Source organism: Paraburkholderia sp. BL25I1N1 (assembly GCF_003002025.1).
GTDB lineage: Bacteria > Pseudomonadota > Gammaproteobacteria > Burkholderiales > Burkholderiaceae > Paraburkholderia.
In genome coordinates this window covers 212,006-231,240 of the sequence record NZ_PVZB01000010.1, presented here as the reverse complement: position 1 = coordinate 231,240, position 19,235 = coordinate 212,006, and the positions used below count along the sequence as shown (strand labels likewise).

General features: G+C 62.7%; 16 protein-coding genes. 10 read left to right on the top strand and 6 right to left on the bottom strand.

Features of this window, described 5'->3' with window-relative positions:
• Nucleotides 1-273 precede the first annotated feature (273 nt).
• The gene (locus tag B0G73_RS17165) at nucleotides 274-1,599 is read left to right on the top strand and encodes an MFS transporter (protein ID WP_258193341.1); all 1,326 of its coding nucleotides are present in this window, start codon (nucleotides 274-276) and stop codon (nucleotides 1,597-1,599) included.
• Between the two features lie 4 nt (nucleotides 1,600-1,603).
• Here B0G73_RS17165 and B0G73_RS17160 read toward each other — a convergent pair whose 3' ends face one another.
• Nucleotides 1,604-2,644 carry an AraC family transcriptional regulator gene (locus B0G73_RS17160; protein WP_106282498.1) on the bottom strand — a complete coding sequence of 347 codons (1,041 nt, stop codon included), beginning with the start codon at nucleotides 2,642-2,644 and terminating at the stop codon, nucleotides 1,604-1,606.
• Between the two features lie 363 nt (nucleotides 2,645-3,007).
• Complete coding sequence (locus tag B0G73_RS17155; protein WP_106282497.1) at nucleotides 3,008-4,033, bottom strand: nitronate monooxygenase family protein; 1,026 nt, start codon at nucleotides 4,031-4,033, stop codon at nucleotides 3,008-3,010.
• A 533-nt stretch (nucleotides 4,034-4,566) separates the two neighbouring features.
• Here B0G73_RS17155 and B0G73_RS17150 point away from each other — a divergent pair.
• The gene (locus tag B0G73_RS17150) at nucleotides 4,567-6,471 is read left to right on the top strand and encodes an AAA family ATPase (RefSeq protein WP_106282496.1); all 1,905 of its coding nucleotides are present in this window, start codon (nucleotides 4,567-4,569) and stop codon (nucleotides 6,469-6,471) included.
• A gap of 87 nt (nucleotides 6,472-6,558) precedes the next feature.
• Here the strand turns inward: B0G73_RS17150 and B0G73_RS17145 are convergent, their stop codons facing one another.
• Together B0G73_RS17145 and B0G73_RS17140 are read right to left on the bottom strand one after the other, a co-directional pair.
• Nucleotides 6,559-6,816, bottom strand: coding sequence for a hypothetical protein (locus tag B0G73_RS17145; RefSeq protein ID WP_106282495.1), 258 nt, complete (start codon nucleotides 6,814-6,816; stop codon nucleotides 6,559-6,561).
• A 126-nt stretch (nucleotides 6,817-6,942) separates the two neighbouring features.
• On the bottom strand, nucleotides 6,943-8,100 hold the full coding sequence (locus tag B0G73_RS17140) for an acyltransferase (protein WP_258193340.1): 1,158 nt from the start codon (nucleotides 8,098-8,100) through the stop codon (nucleotides 6,943-6,945).
• Between the two features lie 233 nt (nucleotides 8,101-8,333).
• Between B0G73_RS17140 and B0G73_RS40035 the strand changes: the two genes are divergently transcribed.
• Genes B0G73_RS40035 through B0G73_RS17130 form a run of 3 tightly spaced genes read left to right on the top strand, consistent with a single transcriptional unit; the run spans nucleotide 8,334 to nucleotide 11,444 of the window.
• On the top strand, nucleotides 8,334-8,597 hold the full coding sequence (locus B0G73_RS40035) for a hypothetical protein (protein WP_146144189.1): 264 nt from the start codon (nucleotides 8,334-8,336) through the stop codon (nucleotides 8,595-8,597).
• A 55-nt stretch (nucleotides 8,598-8,652) separates the two neighbouring features.
• On the top strand, nucleotides 8,653-9,786 hold the full coding sequence (locus B0G73_RS17135; protein WP_106282493.1) for an OpgC domain-containing protein: 1,134 nt from the start codon (nucleotides 8,653-8,655) through the stop codon (nucleotides 9,784-9,786).
• Entirely contained in the window at nucleotides 9,783-11,444 is a 1,662-nt protein-coding gene (locus B0G73_RS17130) for a tannase/feruloyl esterase family alpha/beta hydrolase (RefSeq protein ID WP_106282492.1), read from the top strand. The genes B0G73_RS17135 and B0G73_RS17130 overlap by 4 nt, the downstream gene beginning before the upstream one ends.
• 170 nt (nucleotides 11,445-11,614) lie before the next feature.
• Here the strand turns inward: B0G73_RS17130 and B0G73_RS40505 are convergent, their stop codons facing one another.
• Complete coding sequence (locus tag B0G73_RS40505) at nucleotides 11,615-12,031, bottom strand: hypothetical protein (RefSeq protein ID WP_181196567.1); 417 nt, start codon at nucleotides 12,029-12,031, stop codon at nucleotides 11,615-11,617.
• A 390-nt stretch (nucleotides 12,032-12,421) separates the two neighbouring features.
• On the opposite strand from B0G73_RS40505, the gene B0G73_RS17120 reads away from it, so the two are divergent.
• Both B0G73_RS17120 and B0G73_RS17115 read left to right on the top strand, forming a co-directional pair.
• Nucleotides 12,422-13,348, top strand: coding sequence for an ABC transporter ATP-binding protein (locus B0G73_RS17120; protein WP_106282491.1), 927 nt, complete (start codon nucleotides 12,422-12,424; stop codon nucleotides 13,346-13,348).
• On the top strand, nucleotides 13,345-14,106 hold the full coding sequence (locus tag B0G73_RS17115) for an ABC transporter permease (protein ID WP_106282490.1): 762 nt from the start codon (nucleotides 13,345-13,347) through the stop codon (nucleotides 14,104-14,106). Before B0G73_RS17120 ends, B0G73_RS17115 begins: the two co-directional genes overlap by 4 nt.
• A gap of 111 nt (nucleotides 14,107-14,217) precedes the next feature.
• On the opposite strand, the gene B0G73_RS17110 is transcribed toward B0G73_RS17115, so the two are convergent.
• Nucleotides 14,218-15,219: a LuxR family transcriptional regulator gene (locus tag B0G73_RS17110; RefSeq protein WP_106282561.1), complete on the bottom strand. Its 1,002-nt coding sequence runs from the start codon at nucleotides 15,217-15,219 to the stop codon at nucleotides 14,218-14,220.
• Nucleotides 15,220-15,401: 182 nt separating this feature from the next.
• Here B0G73_RS17110 and B0G73_RS17105 point away from each other — a divergent pair, with 182 nt between their 5' ends.
• The 3 genes from B0G73_RS17105 (at nucleotide 15,402) to B0G73_RS17095 (ending at nucleotide 18,722) form a co-directional block, all read left to right on the top strand.
• A complete protein-coding gene (locus tag B0G73_RS17105) occupies nucleotides 15,402-16,313 on the top strand; it encodes an AraC family transcriptional regulator (protein ID WP_106282560.1) in 912 nt (303 codons plus the stop codon).
• Between the two features lie 481 nt (nucleotides 16,314-16,794).
• Entirely contained in the window at nucleotides 16,795-17,220 is a 426-nt protein-coding gene (locus B0G73_RS17100; RefSeq protein WP_106282489.1) for a DUF3830 family protein, read from the top strand.
• A 281-nt stretch (nucleotides 17,221-17,501) separates the two neighbouring features.
• Nucleotides 17,502-18,722: a sensor histidine kinase gene (locus B0G73_RS17095; RefSeq protein ID WP_106282488.1), complete on the top strand. Its 1,221-nt coding sequence runs from the start codon at nucleotides 17,502-17,504 to the stop codon at nucleotides 18,720-18,722.
• The last annotated feature ends 513 nt before the right edge of the window (nucleotides 18,723-19,235 follow it).

Sequence of the window (19,235 nt, the reverse complement as noted above, 5' to 3'; positions counted from 1 at the left end):
TGGAATGGTATGAGTTCGCCGTATTTCAAGCGCAGTCTGCGCGTGGCGACGGTCGCGGCCGTGGTGCAGCGGTCGAGCCGAAGCGCAAGGGACGACCGCAAGCCGCTTGAGCCTCTGGCTGCGTTGCTTACCGGCGGCGCGCGTGAGTCTGTGCGAGACCCAAGGCCCGGACCCGTAAAAGTGCAGCGTGATACCTCGCCGTTTAGTCGAACAGGCAACTCGCGTTTCTTCCATAACCCTCCTGAATACCTCGACATGCGTCGACAGTCACTCATGCACACTGCTGGCGGCAAAGCGGTCCCGCTGTCCCACGCCGAACTCAGGCGTATCGTCGCCGCCATCGTGATCGGCAATGGTTTCGTCGCTTACGACTTCACTGTCTACAGCTTTTCGGCCGTCGTGATCGGCAATCTGTTCTTTCCGTCGCACAATCCGGCGTCGTCGCTGTTGCTGTCGCTCGCCACCTTCGGCGCGGGTTTCGTGATGCGCCCGCTCGGCGCGCTCATGATCGGCCATATTGCCGACAGCCGCGGCCGTAAAGCCGGGCTCACCGTATCGCTCGCCTTGATGACGCTCGGCACGTGGCTGATCGCCTGCCTGCCGGGCTATGCGTCGATCGGCCCGGCGGCGACGGTGCTCATGGTGCTCGCGCGCCTGATGCAAGGGCTCGCGGCGGGCGGCGAGATCGGCCCGGCGTCGGCCTCGCTGATGGAATCGGCCGGCTACCGGCACCGCTGTTTCATGGTGAGCTGGCGCGGCGCCAGTCAGGGCGCGGCCGCTTTCGCCGCCGCGCTGGTGGGGGCGGGCACCACGGCGCTTCTGTCGCCCGCCGCCATGCACGAATGGGGCTGGCGGATTCCGTTCGTGCTGGGCGGCCTGATCGGCCCGGTCGGCTGGTATCTGCGCCGCCGCATGCCGGCGGCCGCGCCGCGGGAGCGCACCCGGCTCAGTCCGCGGCGGCTGTTCGCGGAGCATACGCGTCCGCTCGTCTGCGGAATTCTGATGATGGCCGCGCCTTCGGTGAGCATCTATATCACCGTGTTCTACATGCCGGCCTATCTGGTGCGTACCTTACACCGGCCGCCGACCATCAGTCTGTTGACGGCGTGCCTTTCGGGCGTCGTGATTCTGCTCGTGACGCCGCTGATCGCGCGCGCGGCCGACCGGCTCGCGAGCCGCAAGACGCTGCAGTACGCATCGCTTCTCGCCTCGCTGGCGGCGGCATGGCCCGCGTTCTGGGCGCTGACACACGGTGCGAGCGATCTCGCGGCGCTCGTCATCACCACAGCTTACGTGGCGCTCGCGGTGAACAATGCCGGCGCCGCCTCGGTGCTGATGATGGAGGCATTCCCAGCTCACCGGCGCGCGGCCGGACTGTCGGTGATCTACAGTTTTGGCGTGGTGCTGTTCGGCGGATTTTCGCCGTTTCTGGTGACGTGGCTCATCAACCGGACAGGCGATCCGATGATCCCGGCCTGGTATCTGATGGGCGCCGCCGCGCTAACGCTGATCGCGCTGAAGGCGTTCCCGGAAGCGTTCCCAGAGGCAGAGCCCGAGCCGGACGCGTGCGCTGCCAGCGCGTCGCAGTCGCCTGCCTGACGCGCTAGGTCGCGCCGCGCGACTGCTGCAGGACGAAGGCATGGGCGCGCATGTCCTGCGGGCTCATCCCGAATGCGCGGCGAAACGCGCGGGTGAAATCCGACGCGCTCTGAAAGCCGAGTCCAAAAGCAATTTCCGCGACCTGCAGATGCGGATAACGGACTAGTTCGTCCGCGGCCTCGCGCAGACGTCGATTGCGGATGTAGGCGCCGAGACCGCCTTCGTGCTCGAACCAGCGATAGATCGTCGCGCGTTTAAGATGCAGCGCCTGAACCACGCTGGTCGGCGTGAGGTCGCCCTGGTGCAGATTGGCCTCGATATAGCGGCGTATCCGGCCCATCACCGCGGCCTGCAGCGCGGCGCGGCCGGCGCCGCTCAGGCGCGCTTCCTTGCGAAACGTGGCCATCAGCAATTGCGTGCCCGCCTGCAACGCATGGATGGCACTGGCCGGATCGAGCCGCGCAATGTCGCGGGCGAGCGCCGTCATGTGATCCAGCACGACGCCGGTCAACGGCGAGCCTTGCGGGACGATGCGGCCATGAATCGCCGGGCCGTCGCGCAATGCCTCGTCCACCACCGCGGCCGGTACGAACAGGCTGAGAAGGCGGCAGTCCGGGCGTTCGGCGCGAAACGGCTGGTTCAGATCGAACGCGACAATGCCTGCCACCGAGTCCGGCGCGCTGCGCTTTTTGTGCATGCCGGTGACGTGGCCGATTTCCCCTTCCACGAAGAGCTGAAACACGTAGTCGCGCCGCGAATCGGTGGATACGCGGGCTACCGAGCGCTCCAGCAGCATGGAATCGGTGCGGCAGTCGGTAAAAACCATGCCGCCGACCGCGTATAAATCGATTTCGCCGCGAAATCCCCCGGCAATCTGCGCTTTCGATGGCGGCGCGTCGACCACATGCCCCACGCGACGGCGCCAGGCGAGGAATTGTTCGTCGGGCGCCAGTCCATGCGTGCTGAAACGGCTCGTCGACGTGGCGGAGCGCGAATTGGCCGCGGCGGCCGCGGCCGCATGGTGCGGCGGAGTACGCTGGTTCATTAATCGGTTGCTGCAAGCGGGAAATGTGTTTCGGCGGGGTCGCGGCGCGCGTACGGGTATTTCACGCGCCACCGTCCGAATGTGAGACGGACGGTCAAGCCTAACAAAAAACCTGCATTAATGTTGCGTGATTAGATGCAGATCGTTTTCGCTGGGGGCGTGGCAGGGAGTCGGCCGCCGCCCGAATGGGAATCGAAACTGCGCACAGATATGCGCCGAGCCGAGGAGAACCAGATCGATGCAGGCCGGCATCGCTAACAAAAGCTAATAAAAGCTAATAAAAACAGCAGAATCTGAGAGAGCAAGTGGCGACGATGCGAACGGGCCCGAAGAGGCCCGTCGCATCTCCCCAGCACGTGACTGTCAATGCACACCTGCGGCGCGGACCCGCGCCGCTGCTTCCGCCGCCTCGTTCATGAGCCGGTCGATAACTTCCGCCGCCGACGCGCACCGCTCGACCAGCGCCGACGATTCCCCCGCGAACAAGGCCATTTTTTCCAGATCGCCCACCGTGTCGCGCAGCGGGGAGATCGTGCTGAATTTGTAGATCGGCCCTTGGTCGTCGTGTGCGATTTCTTCGCGCGGCAACACGTGCGGTTGATTGCCGAACAGATGATCGCCGGCCTCGCGCGTCACGCTGTTGGCCAGCACGCGCACCGGCGAGCCGGGCGGCCAGTTGATCGCGTAGATGTCGGTATGCACGGTGTCGCCCGCGCGAGCATCGACGATCCGTTGCTTGTGATAGTCGTGCGCGAAAGATTCATGCGTGGCGACGAATAGCGTGCCGCAGTGAATGCCCACCGCGCCGAGCGCGAGCGCGGCAACCAGGCCGCCACCGGTCGCGAAGCCGCCGGAGGCCACCACCGGCACGCGCAAACGCTGCGTAAGTTCCGGCAGCAGCGCCGTGATTCCGATGCGCCCGCGCACGTGGCCGCCGGCTTCCACGCCTTGCGCGATGATTGCGTCCACGCCGGCCTGCTGCGCGGCGAGCGCTTCGTCGAGCGAGCCGACCTGCCAGAGGACGAGCGCGCCGGCATCTTTAGCCCGTTTCACCACGTCAGGCATGACGTCCCAGAAGAAGCACATGGCCGGCACCTGCGCCGCCCGGCACACGTCGAGTTGCGCATCGAGCAGCGCGGGCTCCGTCCGGAAAGGAATGAGGTTGACGCCGAACGGCCGGTTCGTCGTCGCTCGCACGGCGGCGATTTCGCACTCGATCACTTCCGGCGCTTCTCCAACCATGCCGAGCAGACCGAAGCCGCCGGCTTCAGAAACGGCCACCGCTAACTCCGCGCGCGCCGGGCCGCCCATACCGGCCGAAATGACGGGATGCCGACAACCGAGCAAACGGGTCAGCGCTGTGTCGAATACCGGCGTGTTGTCGTGCATGGCAGTCCTCCCATCGTGTGGCGTCGCGGTGATGCACAGGATTGTGCAGCTCGCTGCGGCGAACCTGCATCCACGGCGGTCTTCTTAGAGTAGATGCAGATGAACGCGGCGGCAGCGGGCATTTTTCGTCGGAGGATAAGCGAGCATGGACAAGACTATATTCAGTAATTCTGACCGCTTTTAAATAGGGAGCGGTTAATAGTAGATATGCGGAATACGCAATGAATTTAGCGCTGATAAACTGTGCGCCGGAGCAGTCTCATGGCGCGCTGCACACAGTGCTCGCTCCCCAAAATCCGGCGGCTCGAAAACGCCGGATAGACGGTAGAACTAGGCCTTTTCTGCGATTTGGAAGAAGCGGCGACACGGCATACTGGCCGTGGGCACGTCGTTAAAAAGGGACGCATGGTTGGCTGTCCTGTCTTCCGGTTATGCATGGTGTCGCATCAGTCGATTCCCCTCCGCCAACCTCTGCCCATCTGAACTTTGACAAGTATCGGGGCTCGCTTTGAGCCCGTTTTTGGAAGTGACTCATGAAGCCGCGAAACAATTCGCTTGGTAAAAGACGCACGCGCAAGATCGCCATCTCGGTGGCGGCGGCGCTTATCGCAGTGCTGCTCGCCTTCGGCGTGTGGCATTACCAGCAGCGAGCGGCACAGGTCGCGCCTGCGTTGACCGGCGTCGCGAGCCAGATGCGCCACGATTCCTCGGCATGGACGCATGAAGAGAAAGACGCCTCGCAAATGCTGCGCGATATTCACGACGCCAAGGTTGCCGCGATCGGCGTGAGTCCCAACGCGATTCTGATCTCGAAGCGCGACGGCACGAAATACTTCGTCACCGACCACAACGCGACGTTCTCGCACGCGCTGCTACTCGGCGAGCCGAAGGCTGACGAAGCCGCCGCCTATCAACTCGTCTGGCTTCCCGATGCGGATATTCAAACCGGCGGCGCGCGCTGGGTGCAGGCATTCGATCAGGTGCGCGACGCCATCAGCGTGCTGCTGCCGTTACTGCTGGTCGGCGGCATGGTGTGGTTCATGCGCCGCGAAATGCGCGGCGGCGCGACGCTGCTCGCGAGGGCGCCCGCACTGCGTTTCGACGACGTGATCGGCGCGGGCGAAGCGAAGGCGGCGCTCGCGGACATTCGCGGCTATCTCTCCGACCCGAAGCAGTTCACGTCGATGGGCGTGCGCGCACCGTGCGGCATTCTGATGGTGGGCGGCCCCGGCGTCGGCAAGACGCGGCTTGCGCAGGCGCTGGCCGGCGAGTGCGGCGCGAACTTCATCTCGATCACGGGCAGCTATTTCAGCGCGAAGTACTACGGCGTCGGCATCCAGAAGGTCAAGCATCTGTTCGAACTGGCGCGCAAGAATGCGCCCACGGTGATCTTCATCGACGAAGCCGACGGGCTCGCCAAGCGCACGGATACCGGCAGCGGTCCGGTCGAAGCCGAGAGCAACCGCATCATCAATCAACTGCTGGCGGAAATGGATGGCTTCGCTTCGAACGAAGGCGTGATCATCGTCGCGGCGACCAATCACCCCGACAATCTCGATGAGGCATTGCGCCGGCCGGGCCGCTTCGATCGCACCGTGCAGGTCCGTTTGCCCGATCGCGAAGACCGCGCGAAGATTTTCCGTTTCTACGCGGAGAAGCTGAAGTCGAAAGCCGCCGGCATCGATTACGATCAACTGGCGCGCCTCACCACCGGTTTGTCGCCGGCAACGGTCGCGATGGTGGTGAATCAGGCGGGGCTCGTCGCGCGTAAGGCGGGCGACACCGAAATCACCTCGAAGCATTTCATGGAAGCGATCAAGATCGCGCGGATCGGCGACGTGAGCGGCGCCGAGCGCGCGCTGAGCGAAGACGAACGCACCCGTATCGCCGTGCACGAAGCGGGGCATGGCCTCGTCGCCGCGCTGCTGGGCACTGGCGTGCTGGAAGAGGTCACGATTTTGCCACGTGGCGGTGCGCTCGGCGTCGCGCTGATCACAAAAGCGCAAGACAAACACCTGTATCGCGAGACTGAGATCCGCAACGAAATCCAGGTGTTGCTCGGCGGCCGCAACGCGGAAATTCTGACGTTCTCCGAAGCATCGAGCGGCGCCGCTTCAGATTTGCAGGAAGCGTCGCGCATCAGCCTCGACATGGTGTCGAAATTCGGTTTCAACAGCGACGGCGATCTGTTCAGCCTGGCGGCGCTGCCCTCGCAGTACGCGGGTCTGCAAATGAAGAGCGCTATCGAGCACGCGAATGTGCTGCTCAAGGAATTGAACCAACTGTGTTACGGCTTGCTGCATGCGTACGAGCCGGTGCTGCGCGCGATTGCGGACGAATTGCTCGAGCAGGAGACCGTGCCCGGAGAAACCGTGTATCGGCTGATCAGGGAACACAAGAGCGCACTGAAGATCGTTCACGAGCCGGAAGCGGCTTGAACGAATGATCGATTGATTGCCTCGAAGCAATCAATGGGCGGCGCCAGTTAAGGGCGCCGCTTTTTTATTCGCTGGCACTAACTACGACTACGCGAAATCCGATGGTCCGGGCTCCGGCACGCCCGGAGGCGTGTCGGTGTCGCCGAGTGCCTCGCCATCGGCTTCATCAGCGGGCGGCGTCTCGCCTTTTTTCGGCAGCGGCTGATCGAGACCCGGTTCGACCGGTGTGGGGATTGCGTCGCCGATTGGCTTGGAAACCTCGGTGGGCGGCCTGCCGGGATCTTCCTCGGGCTGGCGCGCGGGCTCGTGTGCTTGCTCGTTCGGGGAATTGGCCATGGTTGCCACGACGGGCTCTCCGGTTGATTGGGGTACACCGTTGTGCAGCAATGCGCGTACCACGGCCCATTTTGAACGCGCGCTAACGGTGCCCCCAACTGCGCCGCTTGCAAGTGAGCGCCGGTCGCGCCTGGATCAGGCTGCGTCGGATGCGGTGCTGTCATTCCTCGACGAATGCTCTGTCCGCTCACGACGCGAAGGCGACGTCGCCGACGCAGGCCGCGTCTTCAAACGAAGGATCGGCTCTTCGATCAGCCGCCATGACAGCATCGCCATCGCAAGCGAAATCACAAACGACCCGGCGATGCCCACCACGTGCGCCCACACGGGCACCGTGCCGCCAAAGAGCGCCGCGGCGTGATGGTTGCGCGTCAGGTCCGGGATCAGATTGTGATAGAGGTAAAAGCCATAGCTGATTCGCCCGAAGCTCACCAGCCAGCCCGTTTCAAGCAGGCCGATCACGAAGGCGTTGCGGCAGCAGGCAATCGAGCACACCAGCGCCGCGATGCACAAACCGTACGAAGCACTGACCAGGGTGAACAGCAGTGGACTGTCCACCTCGCTCCATCTCGGCTCGGTCGCGCAGAAGCCCACCAGCGCGAGACTCAGCGCGAAGAGTGTCACACCGTGCCCGAGCCAGCCTCGCAAGCGGCTCGCTCGCCCCGCGATCATCAAGCCGCCAATGCCACCCAACGCCAGCAACCAGAAGTTCGTCAGCGGATGCGTGTAAATGGTGATTTCCTGCCAATGCGCCGCGCGCATGGCGAGCAGCGAACCGAGCCCGGCCACGACGATCGCAACACACACCGCGCGATGCCGACGCGTGGCAAGCAGCAGCAGGAGCGGTGCGAACACGAGATAAAACTGCTCTTCGATTGCGAGGCTCCACAAATGCGAGTAGCGCCCCGGCCAATAGTGCAGCACGGAGCCGATCCAGATATTCGACAGATAGGCGAAATGAAACGGCATGCCGCTCGCCCGTTCGGGACTTGCCATGCCGAATGCCATCAGCACGCACATCACCACCAGCATCAGGTAGTAGATCGGAAAAATGCGCAGGGTCCGGCGAAACAGAAAGCGCTTCAATTCGGTGCCGAATCGGCTCGCGCCGCTTTCAATGCGTGCGCGTTGCGCAGCAAGAATGCCGATGATCAGAAATCCGCTCAGCGCAAAAAAGATCCATACGCCGAGATGGCCAATCTCGCCGATGTCGCCGAACAGGCGGTGCTGAAAAAATACCATCAGGACTGCGATCGCACGCAATCCGTCGAAGCCGGCAATTCTGTTGTTCATGTGGTCGTCTTCCAGTGCGAAGGCGGCGCGCGCGGCGCAGCCGTTCTGGGCGGTAGTGGAAGGACCGGCGCGCATCGGTGACACTCGGGTCGGCCGTGGCGAGTGGAAGGCGTCGCAATGACGCTCGGCGAGCCGGCCGATCGCGGATCGGCCGGCTCGCGTGTCCGGTCCACATGAGTGGCCGCCGTCGAACGGTGGCGTCGCGCGAATCGCGCGAGGTCCGACGGGCGTGCATGAAACCATCCTACGATGAAAAAAAGCGAAAAAAATCGCGCATCGCATCCAGCGATTTATTTTCCGCGCCGATTACCGATCCCCCGCGCGACGCCAAATTAAAGCCGCAAATCTTGCCGCGAATTGAAGACGCGATGACTCAGTATTACCGCATGCCGACAACCGAATTTCAAATCACCGCCACATCATCCGAAATTAGAGGCGGGTTGTCAGCGCGCGGCGCTGATCTGCGCAGCCTCGCTGGGAACGTTTTATTGTCATGATGTTTCTACGAAAAACGACGCGCGGCATGCGTGCGTCTCTCCTGCGAGTACCTGAATGGAAACCCGTCGCGGCCGCCCCGGTGGAAGTCCTCCTGGAGGGCGCTCGATCGAAGTGGACTTCTTTCGCGGCGTCGTACTGATCGTCATCGTGCTGGACCACATTCCCGGCAGCGCGCTGTCGCATCTGATGCTGCATGCCTACGCGTTGTGCGATTCGGCGGAAGTGTTCGTGTTTCTCGGCGGCTATGCTTCGGCGGCGGCGTACACGGCGGTGCTCGCGGGCCGCGGCGAGAACGCGGCGAAGATGCGCTTCATGCGGCGCTGCTGGGAAATCTACCGTGCCTATCTGTTGACGGCGGTCTTGACGCTGCTGTCCGGCGCCGTTCTCGCAACGCTGAATCTGAACCGTCCCATGGTGGACCTCACCGGCTGGCCGCCTTTTGCGGTTCAGCCGCTGCGCGACGCTTTCGATATCATGCTGCTGCGGCGCCAGCCTTATCTGTCGAGTGTATTGCCCATGTACGTGGTCTTCGCGCTCAGCGTGCCGTTCGCGGTGCCGCTGGCGCGGCGTTCGCCGCTCATGGCGGTGAGCCTGAGCTTGCTGATCTGGGCGCTGGCCCGGCCGTTGGCCGCATTATTCAGCATTGACGATGTGGCCGACTGGGCTTTTAATCCGTTTGCATGGCAACTGATGTTCGTGCTCGGGATTCTCTGCCGGGTGCAGCCCATCAGCGAGCGCTTTCACGCAACCCGCACCGCGCGCTGGTTCACGCGAGTCGCGGTGGTCGCGGTGCTGGCGTTCGCTGTTGTCAAACTCTTCGTGCTGACGCAACCTTTGCCCGGCGCGTTTAAACAGAATCTGTCTCCTGACCGCGTGATCAACTTCATCGTCATTGCCTGGCTCGCCGCACAGCTCGTGCGTCTGGGCAGCATCGCGTGGCTCGCGCGGCGGCTGCCTGCCGTGGTGACCGTCGGCCGCACGGGGCTCGTGTGTTTCGTTGCGGGCACACTCGTTTCGCTGATCGTCGATACGGCGACGCCGCATATGTTTCATGGCTTTCGCGGCGTGCTGATCGGTCTGGGCGGCGATCTCGTGGCTATCGGCGCCGTGCTGATGATCGCGCGCGGCTGGAACGGCTGGAAAGGGCAGAAGTCGGCTGCGGTCGCCAATGGCGCGGGTTACGGATGAGGTCGCGGCGGCGCTGTGCGCGTGTCGCGCGAGATTCGCGCGCGGTCATCCGCTTTGTCGGCGCGATGTTGTGGCTTGCCGCTCAGCCGGCGCTCGCGGAAGCGCCGCTCGCCATGCGCTGTGCGGAATTGGCGGGCGCCGTCCTGCAACCCGAACTGATTGCGTTGCCCACTGCCGGCGTGCAGATCGAAAGCGCGGCGATGGTGAGCGCGACCGCACCCGGCAATCAGCAAGGCGGCGAGTATTGCCGTATCACCGGCCGCATAAAAGGGTTCAGCGCCACGACGCCGGATATCCGTTTCGACCTGAATTTGCCGCGCCGCTGGAACGGCCGCGCGTTGCAGATCGGTGGCGGCGGTTATAACGGCGTGGTGGTGAGCGGCACCGGCGTGATGCCGTTTTCGCCGAACCGCGCGCCGCTCGCGCAAGGTTATGCGACCTTCGGCGACGACTCGGGGCATGTCGGCGATTCGTCGGTGGCGGTGTTCGGCCTCGTTGACGAGGCGGTCACCAACTTCGGCTTTGCGCATCTGAAGAAAACCCACGATGCCGCGCTTGCGCTGATTGCCCGCGCATACGGCCGGCCGCCGCAACGCATGTATTTCGCCGGCGGTTCGACCGGCGGCCGCGAAGGCTACACCGTGATGCAGCGCTATCCCGACGATTACGACGGCGTGATCGCGAATTCGCCCGCGCTCAATTTCACTGGCGTGCGTCTGCTGGGCGTGAAACTCGGCCAGGCGGAATACGGCACGCCCGGCGGCTTCATTCCACCGATGCTGCTCGAACACGTCTATCAACGCACGCTCGCCGCGTGCGACCGGCTCGACGGCGCGGCGGACGGCATTGTCAGCGACGTCGCCGCATGCCGTGAGCGCGAGGCAGAGATCATCGATTCGTTGCGCTGCAGCGGACGCACGCCTTCGCACGATGAATGCCTCACCAACACGCAGCTTGCCACCTTGCTCGTGATGCGCGACGGGCTCTCGTTGCCCTACCGTTTGGCGTGGGATGTCGACGGCTATCGCGGCTACAACATTTTTCAGGGCACGCATCTGACCGGCCTGCTCGGCCTCGCGCATCAGCCGGAGCGTTTGCCGGTGCCGACGTTTTTTGCCAACGGTTACCTGTTCGCGCAAGGCGACGGCTATATCCGCTACTTCGTCGCGCGCGACGCCGGCTTCGATTCGCTCAGGTTCGACCCGCAACACCCCGGCAAATATCGCGCGCAACTGGTCGCGCTGTCGCAGACGATCGGCGCGATGAACCCCGACCTCACGCGCTATATTGCGCGCGGCGGCAAGCTCATCACGCTGCAAGGCCTCGCCGACGAAGTCATCAGCCCGAACCAGACCATCGCTTACTACGACAGGCTGGTGGCGAGGTTCGGCATCGACCAGGTCAATAGTTTCATGCGCTTGTACATGGTGCCGGGATTCCAGCACGGCAGCGGCGTGTTCATTCCATCGGTCGATCTGCTGGGCGCGCTCGACAACTGGGTGACGCGCGGGGCATCGCCCGAGACGCTGACGGCAACCGATATCGCGGCGGCGACCAATGGTCGCTCACGTCCGCTGTGCCGCTATCCGCTGTTTCCGCGCTATGTCGGCAAAGGCAATGTGAATTCCGCCAACAGTTTCGTTTGCGCGGAGCCGTGAGCGGCAGTTATTGAAAAAATGCCTCGCAAGAGGAATGACTCGCGTGCATGATCAGAGCCCCCGATGGATGAACGCGTGATCTGTGCTTCAAAAAAAGAGGGCGGCGATGCCTTACATCAGCGCCGCCGCCCCGTTCGAAACTGAACCGGTCAATCCAACGACAGCCTGTTTTACTGGCCGTTCTGCGTCGTGCCGCCGGCACCGTTGTTCATGCCATTACCGGTCCCGTTGCTCATGCCTTTGTTCGCGCCTTTGTTCATGCCATTGCTCATGCCGTTGTTCGGGCGGTTCATCGACGGGCTATTGGGTGTCGCCCCCGTGCCGGTGCCCGTGCCGCCACCGGTGCCGGTCACACCCGGCGAGCCGTATCCCGACTCGCCCGGGCTCTTCATCGACCCGGCGCCCGTGCCCGGTGTGGCAGTCCCACCCGCGCCGCCGGTCGTGCCGCCGCCCGCACCCACGCCGGTGCCGCCACCACCCGCACCGCCGCCGGCCCCTCCCGCGCCGCCGCCTGCCTGCGCATAAGCGCCGCCCGACAATGCCATCACAAGTGCCGAAGCGAAAATCGTCCTGGTAATGCGTTTCATGGTTCACCTCCATAGAGTCGGTCTGATCTCACGCAAGCGCCTGTCACTTGCATGCATGGACTGCCGCAAGCGGTGTGCCTCGCTCGAGCGCGTTTCGCTCGGACAGGCGCCGCAGCGGCACTGCCTGCAATCGAGCAGGAGGCGTTCCCGGCGTGGTGCAACTAAACCGATTTGGAAACCGAACTATTTTGCACTGCAGCGAAGCCGGTCAACTTGCGCCTTTTGCCGTGCCGGTGCGGCGCGCTTCCATCCCTACCTCGACCCCGCGCGTTTCCGGCGCACCGCCGCGATGCGCTGCACGCTTTCCCACTTTCCTTTACATTGCGGGTGCGATGGTGCTTTAGCATCGCTCCCTCTAATCAAACAACGGTGTCTGCCATCGTCGATTCCATGCAGCCAATCGTCTCAGTCACGAACCTGTCGAAAACCTATGCCACCGGTTTTCATGCACTTAAAAACATCAATCTGGCCATCAACCGCGGGGAAATCTTCGCTTTGCTCGGGCCAAACGGGGCGGGCAAAACGACCCTCATCAGCATCATTTGCGGCATTGTCAACGCCAGCGCCGGCAGCGTGACGGTGGACGGCCGTGACATCGCAACCGACTATCGCGGTGCGCGCTCGCTGATCGGCCTCGTGCCGCAGGAGTTGACCACCGACTCCTTCGAAACCGTCTGGGCGACCGTCTCGTTCAGCCGCGGGCTGTTCGGCAAGCCGAAAAATCCGGCCTACGTCGAAAAGGTGTTGCGCGACCTCTCGCTGTGGGAAAAGCGCAATAGCAAGATCATCACGCTCTCGGGCGGCATGAAACGGCGCGTGCTGATCGCCAAGGCGCTCTCGCACGAGCCGCGCGTGCTGTTCCTCGACGAACCGACCGCCGGCGTGGACGTGGAACTGCGTCGCGACATGTGGAAGCTGGTGCGCTCGCTCGCCGAGAGCGGCGTGACGATCATCCTCACCACGCACTATATCGACGAGGCCGAGGAAATGGCCGATCGCATCGGCGTGATCAGCGCGGGTGAAATCATGCTGGTCGAAGAGAAAACGGAGTTGATGCGCAAGCTCGGCAAGAAGCAGTTGACGCTGCAACTGGAGAGTCCGCTCGAGCAAGTGCCGGCCTCGCTCGCGGGCTACGGGCTCGACGTCGCGAAGGGCGGCAACGAACTGATTTACACCTACGAAGGCGAGGGCGGCCGCACCGACATCATCGCGCTGCTCAAGGCGCTCGACGACGCCGGCATCCGCTTCAAGGACCTGCACACGACCCAAAGTTCGCTCGAAGACATCTTCGTCAGTCTGCTCCGAGGTAATCAATGAATATCTACGCGATTCGCGCCATCTACAAGTTCGAGATGGCGCGCACCTGGCGCACGCTGATGCAGAGCATCATCGCGCCGGTGATTTCGACTTCGCTGTACTTCGTCGTGTTCGGCGCGGCGATCGGCTCGCGCATCAAGGAAGTGGACGGCATCAGTTACGGCGCCTTCATCGTGCCGGGCTTGATCATGCTGTCGCTGCTGTCGCAAAGCATTTCGAACGCTTCGTTCGGGATTTACTTTCCGCGCTTTACCGGCACGATCTATGAGTTGCTGTCGGCGCCCGTATCGTATCTGGAGATCGTCGTGAGTTATGTGGGCGCCGCGGCCACCAAATCGATTCTGCTCGGTCTGATCATTCTCGCGACCGCGGGCTTGTTCGTGCCGCTGCAAGTGCAGCATCCTTTCTGGATGATCCTGTTTCTCGTGCTCACGGCGGTGACGTTCAGTTTGCTCGGTTTCATTATCGGCATCTGGGCGGATAGCTTCGAGAAGCTGCAACTCGTGCCGCTTCTGATCATCACGCCGCTGACTTTTCTCGGCGGCAGTTTCTATGCGGTCAATATGCTGCCGCCGTTCTGGAAGGTCGTGACGCTGTTCAATCCGATCGTCTATCTGGTCAGCGGATTTCGCTGGAGCTTCTATGGTCTCGCCGATGTGAATGTCGAGGTGAGTCTCGGCATGACCGCACTGTTTCTGGCCGTGTTTTTGTTGATTGTCGCGTGGATCTTCAAGACGGGTTATCGGCTCAAGACCTGAGGGCATGAGCGCGCGCATGCCGGCGTCAGGCCGGCGAGCGCGGTGCGATCGCAACCGGCTTTTCGAGTGTCCGGCACGCGTTTGCGTGCCGGCTTCGAGCTTTGCCAGCCTCTACGTCACATAAGCCTGCGCGACATTGATCAACTGCACGCGGTTGCGCACGTTGAACAACTGGCGCAGACGGCGCAAGTGGTAATCGACGTTATGCGGCGACAGCCCAAGGAAGTAGGCGATCTCCTTGTCTCGCTGACCCTGCACGACCGCCTTCAGCACCGCATGCTGCAATTCACTCAGCGTCACGCGTTGCTGCTGCGCGGGCGCGATGCCGATCACGCTCTTCGCGTGCGTCCAGATGAATTCGTGGATCGTGTGCGCGAACATCAGCGTTTCGGCCACGATCGACTCGGTCATCCAGCGCGGATTGCCGCTCTCGGAGTTGAAGCACAGGCTCGCGCTCAGTTCCGGCTCGGGCAGCGGCATCTGCGTGAGAATGCCGCTTTTGCGCCCGGTCGCCTCCAGCATGTCGATCAGCCCGCCGAGCCGTTCGCTGCGCATTTGCGCACGCGGCAGGTCGGCGCGCATGTCGGCCGTGTTCCAGAGAAACGGCATGCCGGTCGGCGAGGCGAGGGCTACGCGCGGGTCGAGCTCGAAATAACGCTCGCGAAAATAACGCGTGAGCCAGTTCTGCGACTCGTAGCTGGTCAGCACGAACATCGTCTTGTGATGCGCCGACGTGCGCGTGGCGGTATAGCTGAACGAGTCGAAGCCCAGTTGCCTGATGCGCCGCCGCACGAATTCGATGCGGTCCTGCGCGCTGCCAAAGCGCACCAGTGGACTGATGACGGGTGCAGCGCGCCGCGCGGCGGGCGAGGGCGTGCCGATCTCCTCCTCGGTGAAGAGCGTGAGAAAGCCTGCGGGCGCCACGCCTGTTGCGGTGCGGTTGGGTGCCCTGGATGCTTCAGCCGCGTGGGCTGATTTCTCGAGTTGCCGTGTGCCGGCCGGGTAAGCCGGTTGGGCGGCAACTGCCGAGTTGTATGCTGCCGACGCGTGCCCGGCTTCGCCTTGCGGCGAGCCGGTCAACCAGTGCGGCAGCGTATCGCATTCGTGTTCCATGAAACGGTAGCTCCAGCGTTCGAAACGCGTGAAAGACGACAACCTGAATGATTAGCTATTTCCAGAAATTGCGGTAGCCGGTTCCTTGCTATCATTTTTGAGTTCTTGCTGCGATAGAGAATCGGCAACGCGGGCATGGCAGGGTTCACTCTTCATATGGCACCTCCCTGGGAATGGACGTGATGGTACGAATTCCAAAACTCACAACGACGCTCGCCTACGACCGCTACATGGCGGGCCAGAAACTGGTGTCGAGCGTGGATCGCCCGTGGCGGCACCTGGTGCTGCGCTCGTATCTCGAACCGGCCGAGCAGGAGCTGCTCGAAGCGCCCGGCTTGCAGGACCTCACGCTGATGACGCTCGCGAGCGGCGCCGAGCATCTCGAACGCAACCTGGACGGGCGCTGGGAAAGCGCCGATCTGCATATGGGCGACGTCTGGTTCGTGCCGCCCGCGCCGATCTCCTGGCGCTGGCGTTCGATCAGCGATGCGCCGCTGTCGACCGTCCATTTGCACCTCGAGCGCAGCCTGATCGACAGCGTCGCCGAGCAGATGGAACTGGGCGGCTCCCGTGAGCTGTCCCTCGGCGACGCGATGCAGTTTCGCGATCCGCTGATCGCCGCGATGCTTGCTGCATTGCATCGCGCCGCCGCCGATCCGTCCGACTCGCGTCTGTATGTCGATGCGCTGGTCCACGCGCTAGCCGCGCATCTGTTGCAGCACTATGCGCGCGGCCGTCCCGCGGCCGCCGCAACGCCGGCGCGCCCGGAGCGCCTCGTGCCGCGCCGGGTCCGCCGTGTAACCGATTACATTCGCGCCAATCTCGGCGGTGATCTGGCGATCAGCGAACTGGCCGCGCAGGCGGGGCTAAGCAGTCTCCATTTTGCGCGGGTGTTTCGCCGCGAGACCGGCGAGACGCCGCATCAGTATGTATCGCGCTTGCGGCTCGAGGAAGCCGCGCGGCTGTTGCGTGCCACCGGTCAGACCGTGCTGCAGATTGCGATCGCGGTTGGTTTCGAGAATGCCAGTCATTTCTCCGTGCAGTTCAAGCGTGGCTACGGCGTAACGCCGCTCGCTTACCGGCTGCGCGGCTGAAGTACGGATTGCGCGGCTGGAAGTGGCCGGCTGGTCAGCGCGGCAATGGCGGGACGGCAGTGGACAATTCGAGGCAGCCTGATGAGGGCGCCTCGCCCCTCGCCGCTTTCGCCGCCGGGCAGTGCTGCCGCCCTGCCTGCGACCGCGGACAAGATCGGGTCGCCGGAAGATTCAGCCGATGAGCCGCCTTCGGGAATCACGCACATCGCGCAGTGTGCTGTGCATTGCGCAGCTTGCAAACTACGAACTTTCGTGGCGGCGAGGTGGTTGGACCTGGCATGTGTGTGCCGGTGTGGCTTGCCGGGCGTAATTCGCTCAAAACATTGGCGCGGGGCCAACTGGACTGACCAGTCGGACAGCAACTGTATCTGTCGAAGCCTTGCATCGGACGACAGAATCATGTGCCCGTGGCTTGGCTCCTCGCCCTGCGTCAAGCGCTCCGACCGACCGTTCCCTTCACCTTCACACTGGAAACCTGGCGATGACCCGACTCCGAATCACCTCCTGCGGCCATGTCTTTACCGCCGAAACCCATCCGGACGCGCCGCAAACCGTGGCCGCGTTCCTGAAGCTCCTGCCGTACCGGCAAAAGCTTATTCACGTGCGCTGGAGCGGCGAAGGATGCTGGGTGCCGCTCGGCGACTTCAAGCTCGAAAACGACGGCAACGCGGTCGGCTTCGAGAATCATACGAGCCATCCGTCGGTCGGCGATATCCTGTTTTATCCCGGCGGCTACAGCGAAACCGAGATCATTCTCGCGTACGGTTCGTGCTGCTTCGCGAGCAAGATGGGGCAACTCGCGGGCAATCACTTTCTGACGATCGTCGAAGGCAAGGAGAAGCTGCGCGAGCTCGGCACCAAAGTGCTGTGGGAAGGCGCGCAGGACGTGCTGTTCGAGAAGATCTGAAGCGGCGGGGCAGTTTCGCGCAAGGGGGATGCCTCCCGGTGGCAACCTCCCGGACTTCCTTCTTTGGGACGAGCCGGTGCGGACACGTCCTAACCCTGGTTAATTTTTGTTCCATAAATCGCGCATACTGGAGGCGCCCGGGCGGCTTGCGCAGCGCTCACCATTGCCTCCTGAGCGCGGTTTGCAGTCCATGCGGTCGCGTTAAGCATGTCCCGAAGGAAGTCTCGCCGGGACGGCGCGGAACACCTATTTTGGCCGCCATGCGGCGCCAGGTCTCCCACATGACAGACTCGCACGTACTGCCGCTCACCGCTTTCGCCAAACAGTTGCGCCTGCAACAGGTCGAACTGACCGAGCGCTGGATGAAGGCGGTCTTTCATGACGCAGAATTGACCGAATCTGACCGGCTGACCTACGAACAACTGGCCGATCACATCCCGAATATCCTCGACGAAATCTGCAGCGTGCTGGAGAACCAGGATCTCGACCACGTCGAGAGCGCGATCGAACGCGACGCGCGGCTGCACGGCAAATTGCGCTGGAAGCAAGGGTACCGGATCGACGAACTGGTGCGCGAGCTCGATCTGTTCCGGCAGATGCTGACCGGCGCGATCGTCGAATTCAGCGAAGCGCGGCCGTATTTCACGCGGCGCCACGAGGAACGGGCGCGGCACTTCATCGACGAAGCCGTGAGCTTTGTCACGCTGACGTCGATTCGCGAGGTCGTCAACGAACGCGACCGCACGATCGACGACTACACCGAGCGCCTCGAGCGCGCCAATCACGAACTGACGCTCAAGCAACGGCTGGTCGGCGACCTGTACGAGTCGCGCATGCAGATCACGCGCAGCGTCGTGCACGATCTGCGCAACTTTCTCAATGTGTTTTCGATGGCGCTGCAACTGATCGGCCGCGCGCCGGCCAAAACCGAGACCGCGCTCGCGCTGGCGAACCGTCAGGCGGCCGATATGAAAACGCTGGTCGACGAACTGGTTGAATACTCGGTGGTGCTCGGCGACGACAGTCCGCTCGTGCTGGAAAGCTTCGCACTGCGCGAGCTGTTCGACGAACTGGTGATCTCCTGCGAAAGCGCGATCGAAGCGAAAGGGCTGCAGCTTCAGACCGCCTTCGACGGCGCGCTGGACGTGGTCGTCTCCAACCGTCTCAAGCTCAAACAGGTCGCGCTCAACCTGTTGACCAACGCGGCCAAATACACCAAGGCGGGCGAGGTCGAATTGAGCATGACGGCGATGGAAAACGATCGCTGGCGCCTGCGCGTGTCGGATACGGGCGTGGGAATCGGCGCGTCGGACCGCGAGCGCGTGTTCAAGGAGTTCGAGCGCGCCACGGACGAGGACATTCCGGGCGCGGGCCTGGGCCTCGCGATCGTCAAGGAACTGTGCCGGGTGCTGCAGGGCGAGATTCGCTTCGACTCGCACGAAGGCGAGGGGACGATCTTCGAAATCAGTTTTCCGATGCGTCTGGAGGCCGCGGGCGGCTGATAGATCTGCCGGGGAATAGCGTCACCCGCTGTATCAGTTCGCGCCTCTTCACGTGTAGTTCTCCCGTATGACTTCCGTTTGACTACCGAGGGTAGACCCGTTGCGGTCGATTTTCGTCGCGTTTGAGAACTTCAAACGGAATTAGCGCTGTCTCGTGCGCTGATTCGGAATAGTCAAAATTTCTGCTTAGAAGTGCCTAAAAATAATGAGCGCGATATAAGACATTTGGCATTTTTGGTCTTAAATGCGCTATGCCATTTTTCCAATATAAGCTAAAAAATCGCTTTACACGGTATATTTGTGCTCGGCGACTTTGTGGTCGTGACCAGGTAGTCACGCTGTCTTAAGTTTCTATTGGATCGCGTTAAATAATTAGGATGACATAGTAAAAATCTTGGTGCTTTGGATCTTCTATAAAAGATTGGGAGGAATGTTGAACAAGTCTTATGAGAGCGTAGGGAATAGCACGACCCGCACATACGCGGCGGGGTCCGAGGTGACGAAAGGCCGTGG